Source organism: Parabacteroides sp. Y3-G-102, from assembly GCF_023656845.1.
In the GTDB taxonomy this organism is placed as follows: Bacteria; Bacteroidota; Bacteroidia; order Bacteroidales; family Tannerellaceae; genus Parabacteroides; species Parabacteroides distasonis.
In genome coordinates, this window is sequence record NZ_JAMOKU010000032.1 from 62,719 (window position 1) to 69,339 (window position 6,621).

Genomic DNA, 6,621 nt, shown 5'->3' on the forward strand with positions numbered 1-6,621 from the left:
AACAAATGAGTTTTATTCATTAAAACGTAAGACGGTGCGACCAATAATAATCTCGTCATTATCATTGAGCACGACCACCTCGCCATTCTCTAGGTAACTGTTATTATATAACGTATGGTTTTTACTATTATTGTCGGTAAGGAAATGTTTATATCCACCTTTTGAATCTTTTTTCACCTCAATGCAAATATGCTCGCGACTCATCGTGCGATCAGCCGTGATAATTGGCATCGTAGCTTGTGAGGCGTTCGACTTCCGGCCAATGACAACCTTCCCTTCGTGAAGAGGAAACGCTTGTTCAGGTGTATCGCCGTCTGGAAGAACCGTCAGTCTGCCGATTCCAGTCTTGACAGGTGTCACTAAAATCGTATCGGAATCGACTTCCTGATGATTACTTTTCTCGGATAATAAGGACAAAGGAATAGGCTCTTTGCATTTCGGACACTTAAAGGAGGTAATGCCGAGGGGAATCTTCCCCTCGTCTACCTTTAATCCTACATGGCAATGTGGACATTTAACCGCGATCATACGATAAACGAAATATCTGCGCCATCCATATCCGTAGAGTACAGATCCATCATATCTGTATCGGAAAGCATAACCGTATCGTCCGCCAAGGTTATAAAGTCTGAATGATCGAAAGACTCGATGCTACTATCGTCTATAACTATGGCATCGCCTAGGTCGACACCTCCTCCTTCCACGTCTATTATGACAGCATCCGCTGGCATGACGTCATTGCCGTCTAAAGTTACGAATGTATATTCCTCTTCTTGCATAACCTTTGTTCCTAATATATTAATATTTCGAAAACAAAAGTACAAAAAGCAATGGATTAATAAACTTGTTATTCTCTCTTATAATCAAACATTTGGGTTTCATGTACAAAAGAGGCTGTTTTACTATACGAAAAGAAAAGGCTCATTCTCTCACCCATTTGGCCTTACAGGAAGAAACTGGGCATTGCTTTCGGTTTTTCAATGATTCCCAAGGGATCTCACCTAAGAATGTCCCACATTTCGGACAAACATAGTCTATCTTAAATTGATTGGCGATATCCTGCAATTGCTGGGGAATCTTGGCCGACTGCTTGGCTCCTAGATAGATTCCTACCGTAGGGGCACAAATCGTTATCAGGAGGCTGATGCCGAATAGTTCCGGGCTACCTTTCCCTAAGAAGCCTATCACGACCCCCACTATTCCGGGCAAAGCAAATGGTAAGGATTGAAATAATCTGGTCTTAAACTGATTAGAGGATTGAATCTTAACTTTTGCTTGAATATAATCATCGTAGACTTTTTTCAATGCGGCAAATTCATCGCTATAATCATTATTGTATTTAAGCACCTCGGAAAGATTTAAGACATAGCTATCCCCCAAGCGAATATGATCCGTAGGAGTAACACGTTTCTTTACGATCTGGGCTCCATTCACGAACGTACCGTTAGTAGATCCCGTATCCTCCAATAATAAGTTGCCACCATCCTCACGTATCAGACGGGCATGATGGCGGCTTACATGAGGATCGTTTGCAATAAAATCGTTGTCTTTTGCTTTTCCTATCTTTATAATCATAGTCTTATTCCTTTTCCTCTTCCTCTTGAGGCTTTCCCATCTCCTTCTCAAGATTATCTTTCAGCACTTTCAACGGATCCTTGGATATTACCAACTCTTTAGGCTTACCCTCTTCCGTCAATAATAATAAACGCTGCTTAGGGAGATTTATTTGTAAGATATGATTTTTATTTATGATATGACTTTTTCCGACACGCATTAATATCTTGTTACAACCAGCGACCTGCTTCTCTAAGATCTCTTCTATTTTTCCGATATTTATAGCGAAGGTAAATTGGATGCCATTTGACAACAATAGTTTCGTATAGTTCCTGTCTGCTTCAAAATAAAGGATCTGACCAATCTTAATGCGCAACAACTCATCCCTTGTTTTTATAATTAAATACCGCTCCATACGTAGAAATTGTTTTTTCGTTTCTCTTTCAAAAACAAATATACGGTATTTTCTTTATTTAATAGGTATCTTTTGGGGGAAAGATTGGTAAAGTGCACCAAAAACAAGAGCCTTTTCCCTGCTCAGAAGAGACACCGATACGCCCTCCCAGCCTTTCAATTATATTTTGGCAGATAGAAAGTCCAAGCCCTATGCCTTGCTTTTGGTTTCGTCCTTTATAAAAACGATCGAACACATGAAGTTTTATTTCCTCCGACATTCCTTCCCCCGTATCGGTCACGGATAAAAGAACCTCGTTCTCCATGGCTTGATATGACAAGATGATGCTACCTATAGAGGTGTACTTAATTGCGTTTGTTATAAAATTGCCAAGAACTTGTTTCAAACGGATACGGTCGGAGCGTAATAAAAAGGAATCCAAAGATTCCGGATAGGTCAAAGCTACCCCTCTCGGTACTTTGATCTGGAAAGAAGCTACCGTTTCTACAATAAGTTGTCTTAGATCAAATTCCATGAAATCAAAGGTCATGGTACCAGACTCGAGCTTAGCCAGATCCAATACATCATTAACGATACCCAATAATAACTCATTATTGGTCTGAATAAGATTAATATACTCTTGTCTTAGCTCACCATCCTCTTCATCCCCTAAAAGAGAAGAGAATCCGACAATAGCGTTTAATGGCATGCGGATCTCATGGCTGATGTTTGCCAAAAAGGAGGATTTCAAACGCTCTGATTTCTCGGCCTTCAGCATTCGTTCTTCCATCGCTTTCAGTTCAGATATATCATAATTCATCAGTAATAGGATGGGGCTTGATTTCTCCAGACCCGCCTCCATTATATCCAGACGAACCCATTTCCATCCCTCGCCATCCCTGACCCGGACTTCCCCTTGATCATGATCAGTTTCTCCATGGACAAGTCGGCTCAAGGAAGTTTTCAAGCATTCACGGTCTTCTGGCTTGACATTGGAATATATGCCTACTATCTGGCTCAATGGAGTTCCCGGAACTTCACCCATATTCAGATACCATTGTTCCATCGCCACTCCTTCCCCAGTGGACAAATCATACTTTGCGCAGCCGATCTTGGCACGATGACTTATCTGAGGAAAAAAAGGCTCGAACTCTATGCCTAATGTCGTTTTCATATATATCCGTTCTCATTATATTTATGCAAAAAGAGGGTTTAGCCATAAAAAACGAATGAATTAATCGTTCGTTTTAATTAGTCGTTTATATCGATTATTTTATAGGGAACATATAGGTTTAGTAAAATACCCCAAAAACCGCATCAAAATTATATTCTAAAGTCTTTTTGACTTTCATAAGTAAATGTTTTTTGCGATATTTGCAAACGACTAATTAAAACGAACGATTAAACTAGTCGTTTTGTTGCCTTCCCCTCCACTTCAATATCCTGATATATAAGATTATACCATATGACTATAAAAAAATAGAGGGTAGATTGATCACTCAATCCACCCTCCTGTCTATCGTGTGCTTAAACTATTAAAAATCAACCCCTTGATTAGTCTTCTAGAGCCGCTTGCGCCGCCGCGATACGAGCGATGGGCACTCTAAAAGGTGAACATGATACGTAATTCAAGCCAACTTTATGGCAGAACTTAACGGAAGAAGGCTCACCACCATGCTCGCCGCAAATACCACATTTCAAATCCGGACGGATGGCACGACCTTTCTCAGTTGCCATACGAACCAGCTGTCCTACACCATTTTGGTCTAGTACTTGGAACGGATCGACCTTCAAAATCTTCTTCTCTAAGTAAACCGGTAAGAAGGAAGCGATATCGTCACGAGAGTAACCAAATGTCATCTGAGTCAAGTCATTCGTTCCGAATGAGAAGAATTCAGCGCTGGAAGCGATACGATCCGCTGTCAATGCCGCACGAGGAATCTCGATCATCGTACCTACCTTGAATTCGATACGATCGCCAACTTCCTTGAATAGCTCTTCGGCCGCGGTACGGATCACCTTCTCTTGTTCCTTGAATTCATATAAGATACCTGTTAATGGTACCATGATTTCCGGTTTAGCCTCAATACCTTCTTTCTTCAAATCCAAAGCGGCACCTAAAATGGCCCGAGTCTGCATTTCCGTAATTTCCGGATATGTATTACCTAGACGGCAACCACGGTGACCCAACATCGGGTTATGCTCGCAAAGAGATTCCACACGTTTTTGGATCTCCTTAACGGACACGCCCATAGTCTCAGCCATTTCCTCTTGACCTTTCAAATCGTGAGGAACGAACTCATGCAAAGGAGGATCGAGCAAACGAACGGTAACAGGACATCCGGCCATAGCCTTGAAGATACCCTTAAAGTCCTCTTTCTGATAAGGAAGGATCTTCGCCAACGCTTTCTTACGACCTTCAGCGTCCTCGGCCAAGATCATCTCACGCATAGCTTTGATCTTCTCACCCTCGAAGAACATATGCTCCGTACGGCAAAGGCCAATACCAACGGCACCGAAGCTACGAGCGATCGAAGCGTCGTGAGGCGTATCAGCGTTTGTACGAACTTGCAATTTTGTATATTTATCGGCTAAAGCCATTAACTCCTCGAAATCACCCGATAACTCAGCGGCTTTTGTCTCAACCTGCCCGACATAGACTTCTCCGGTCGTACCATTGATAGAGATATAATCACCTTCTTTCAAAGTCACGCCATCAACGTCTACAGTCTTATTCTTATAATCGATGTTCAAGGCACCAGCACCGGATACGCAGCACTTCCCCATACCACGAGCTACAACAGCGGCATGAGATGTCATACCTCCACGAGCGGTAAGGATACCTTCGGCGACAGCCATACCGGCCAAGTCTTCCGGAGAAGTCTCGATACGGACCATGACAACCTTTTTGCCATCGGCATGCCATTTAGCGGCATCATCAGCGAAGAATACGATCTGTCCGGTAGCGGCACCCGGTGAAGCCGGCAAACCTTTTACCCACACTTTCGCCAGTTTCTCGGCTTTTTTATCGAATACAGGGTGAAGCAACTCATCTAATTTATTCGGCTCGATACGGTTCAACGCTGTTTTCTCATCAATCATACCTTGATGCAATAAGTCGATAGCGATTTTCACCATAGCGGCACCGGTACGTTTACCGTTACGGGTTTGCAAGAACCAAAGTTTACCCTCTTGTACGGTAAATTCCATATCTTGCATATCCCGATAATGATCTTCCAATTTCTCTTGGATAGCGTCTAATTGCTTATAGATTTCCGGCATGGCTTCTTCCATGGACGGATATTTAGCGATACGTTCTTCTTCTGAGATTCCGGCACGTTCAGCCCAACGTTGTGAACCGATCTTCGTAATCTGTTGCGGGGTACGGATACCTGCTACAACATCCTCACCTTGAGCGTTAATCAAGTACTCGCCATTGAACAAGTCCTCACCATTACCCGCGTCACGAGAGAAACAAACGCCTGTAGCGGAAGTATCGCCCATATTACCGAATACCATGGCTTGTACGCTAACCGCCGTTCCCCACTCGTCTGGAATACCTTCCATCTTACGATACAGGATAGCACGCTCATTCATCCAGCTATTGAACACGGCACAGATAGCGCCCCACAATTGCTCATAAGCGCAAGTCGGGAAATCCTGTCCGGTCTGGGCCTTAACGGCTGCCTTAAATTTAGAGACCAATGTTTTCAAATCTTCAACGTCAAGCTCGTTATCTAACTTAACGCCTTTCGCTTTCTTTACTTCCTCGATGATCGCCTCAAACGGATCGATATCCTCTTTGCTTGTCGGTTTCATGCCTAATACGACATCTCCGTACATTTGAACGAAACGACGATAGGAATCCCAAGCGAAACGAGCGTTGCCCGTCTTACGAGACAATCCTTCCACTACCTCGTCGTTCAAGCCAAGGTTCAATATCGTATCCATCATACCCGGCATGGACGCACGGGCACCGGAGCGAACTGAAACTAACAGAGGATTGGCAACATCACCGAACTTAGAGTTCATTAACGTTTCGATATTAGCGATCGCCTTCTCAACATCCGCTTTCAGCAACTCTACGACTTTATCTTTGCCTAACTCGTAATACTCTATACAAACTTCTGTTGTAATCGTGAATCCCGGAGGAACCGGTACACCAATCAGATTCATCTCGGCAAGGTTAGCGCCTTTACCACCCAGCAGATTTCTCATATCTGCCTTACCTTCGGCTTTTCCATTTCCGAACGTGTAAACTCTTTTTCTTTCCATATTCGACAGTATTGAATTTAGATTCTAGTTTTGTTGATTTCAACTGTTATATTGCTATCTCAACTTTGCAATGCTGCAAATATATGCTATTTCTACTTTGCAAGCACGAATAGCGTTAAAGATTTTTACATGTTTTACAACTATTCTTTACCATTTATATCCAGCAAATGCTTACATTTGCGTGCGGAAGTTTGTTGACGCTTCCATTTCCCATCGGATTTCCCGCCTATCTCTTTGCCCCTTACATATAATATATGATCTTTTTCTTTTATTTGTGTCTTATGCTGATATAGGTAGACACATTCAATAACAATAAAATGTGTAATTATTATGCGCAAAAAACATGAGCATTACAGCGAAGAAGAGAAATTGCATCTTCTTCATTCTTATTATCAATC

Annotated in this window: 6 protein-coding genes; all 6 read right to left on the reverse strand. The window is 42.5% G+C overall.

Annotated features, from left to right (window positions below; translation table 11 throughout):
- Positions 1 to 12 precede the first annotated feature (12 nt).
- The 6 genes from NBH16_RS15815 to ppdK all read right to left on the reverse strand — a co-directional run bounded on the left by NBH16_RS15815 (position 13) and on the right by ppdK (position 6,223).
- Positions 13 to 528 carry an FHA domain-containing protein gene (locus tag NBH16_RS15815; protein ID WP_048927280.1) on the reverse strand — a complete coding sequence of 172 codons (516 nt, stop codon included), beginning with the start codon at positions 526 to 528 and terminating at the stop codon, positions 13 to 15.
- Positions 525 to 779 carry a hypothetical protein gene (locus NBH16_RS15820; protein ID WP_005857054.1) on the reverse strand — a complete coding sequence of 85 codons (255 nt, stop codon included), beginning with the start codon at positions 777 to 779 and terminating at the stop codon, positions 525 to 527. Before NBH16_RS15820 ends, NBH16_RS15815 begins: the two co-directional genes overlap by 4 nt.
- Positions 780 to 921: 142 nt before the next feature.
- A complete protein-coding gene (locus NBH16_RS15825; RefSeq protein WP_005857056.1) occupies positions 922 to 1,575 on the reverse strand; it encodes an FHA domain-containing protein in 654 nt (217 codons plus the stop codon).
- A gap of 4 nt (positions 1,576 to 1,579) precedes the next feature.
- Positions 1,580 to 1,969: a LytTR family DNA-binding domain-containing protein gene (locus tag NBH16_RS15830; RefSeq protein WP_005857058.1), complete on the reverse strand. Its 390-nt coding sequence runs from the start codon at positions 1,967 to 1,969 to the stop codon at positions 1,580 to 1,582.
- A 58-nt stretch (positions 1,970 to 2,027) separates the two neighbouring features.
- Positions 2,028 to 3,122, reverse strand: coding sequence for a PAS domain-containing sensor histidine kinase (locus NBH16_RS15835; protein WP_005862364.1), 1,095 nt, complete (start codon positions 3,120 to 3,122; stop codon positions 2,028 to 2,030).
- Between the two features lie 380 nt (positions 3,123 to 3,502).
- Positions 3,503 to 6,223: a pyruvate, phosphate dikinase gene (ppdK, locus tag NBH16_RS15840; protein ID WP_008772196.1), complete on the reverse strand. Its 2,721-nt coding sequence runs from the start codon at positions 6,221 to 6,223 to the stop codon at positions 3,503 to 3,505.
- Positions 6,224 to 6,621 lie beyond the last annotated feature (398 nt).

Bases quoted from the DNA above. Each gene is read 5' to 3' on its own strand.
- NBH16_RS15820 (WP_005857054.1), bottom strand. From the start codon at position 779: ATGCAAGAAGAGGAATATACATTCGTAACTTTAGACGGCAATGACGTC.
- NBH16_RS15825 (WP_005857056.1), bottom strand. From the start codon at position 1,575: ATGATTATAAAGATAGGAAAAGCAAAAGACAACGATTTTATTGCAAAC.
- NBH16_RS15835 (WP_005862364.1), bottom strand. From the start codon at position 3,122: ATGAAAACGACATTAGGCATAGAGTTCGAGCCTTTTTTTCCTCAGATA.
- ppdK (WP_008772196.1), bottom strand. From the start codon at position 6,223: ATGGAAAGAAAAAGAGTTTACACGTTCGGAAATGGAAAAGCCGAAGGT.
- NBH16_RS15815 (WP_048927280.1), bottom strand. From the start codon at position 528: ATGATCGCGGTTAAATGTCCACATTGCCATGTAGGATTAAAGGTAGAC.
- NBH16_RS15830 (WP_005857058.1), bottom strand. From the start codon at position 1,969: ATGGAGCGGTATTTAATTATAAAAACAAGGGATGAGTTGTTGCGCATT.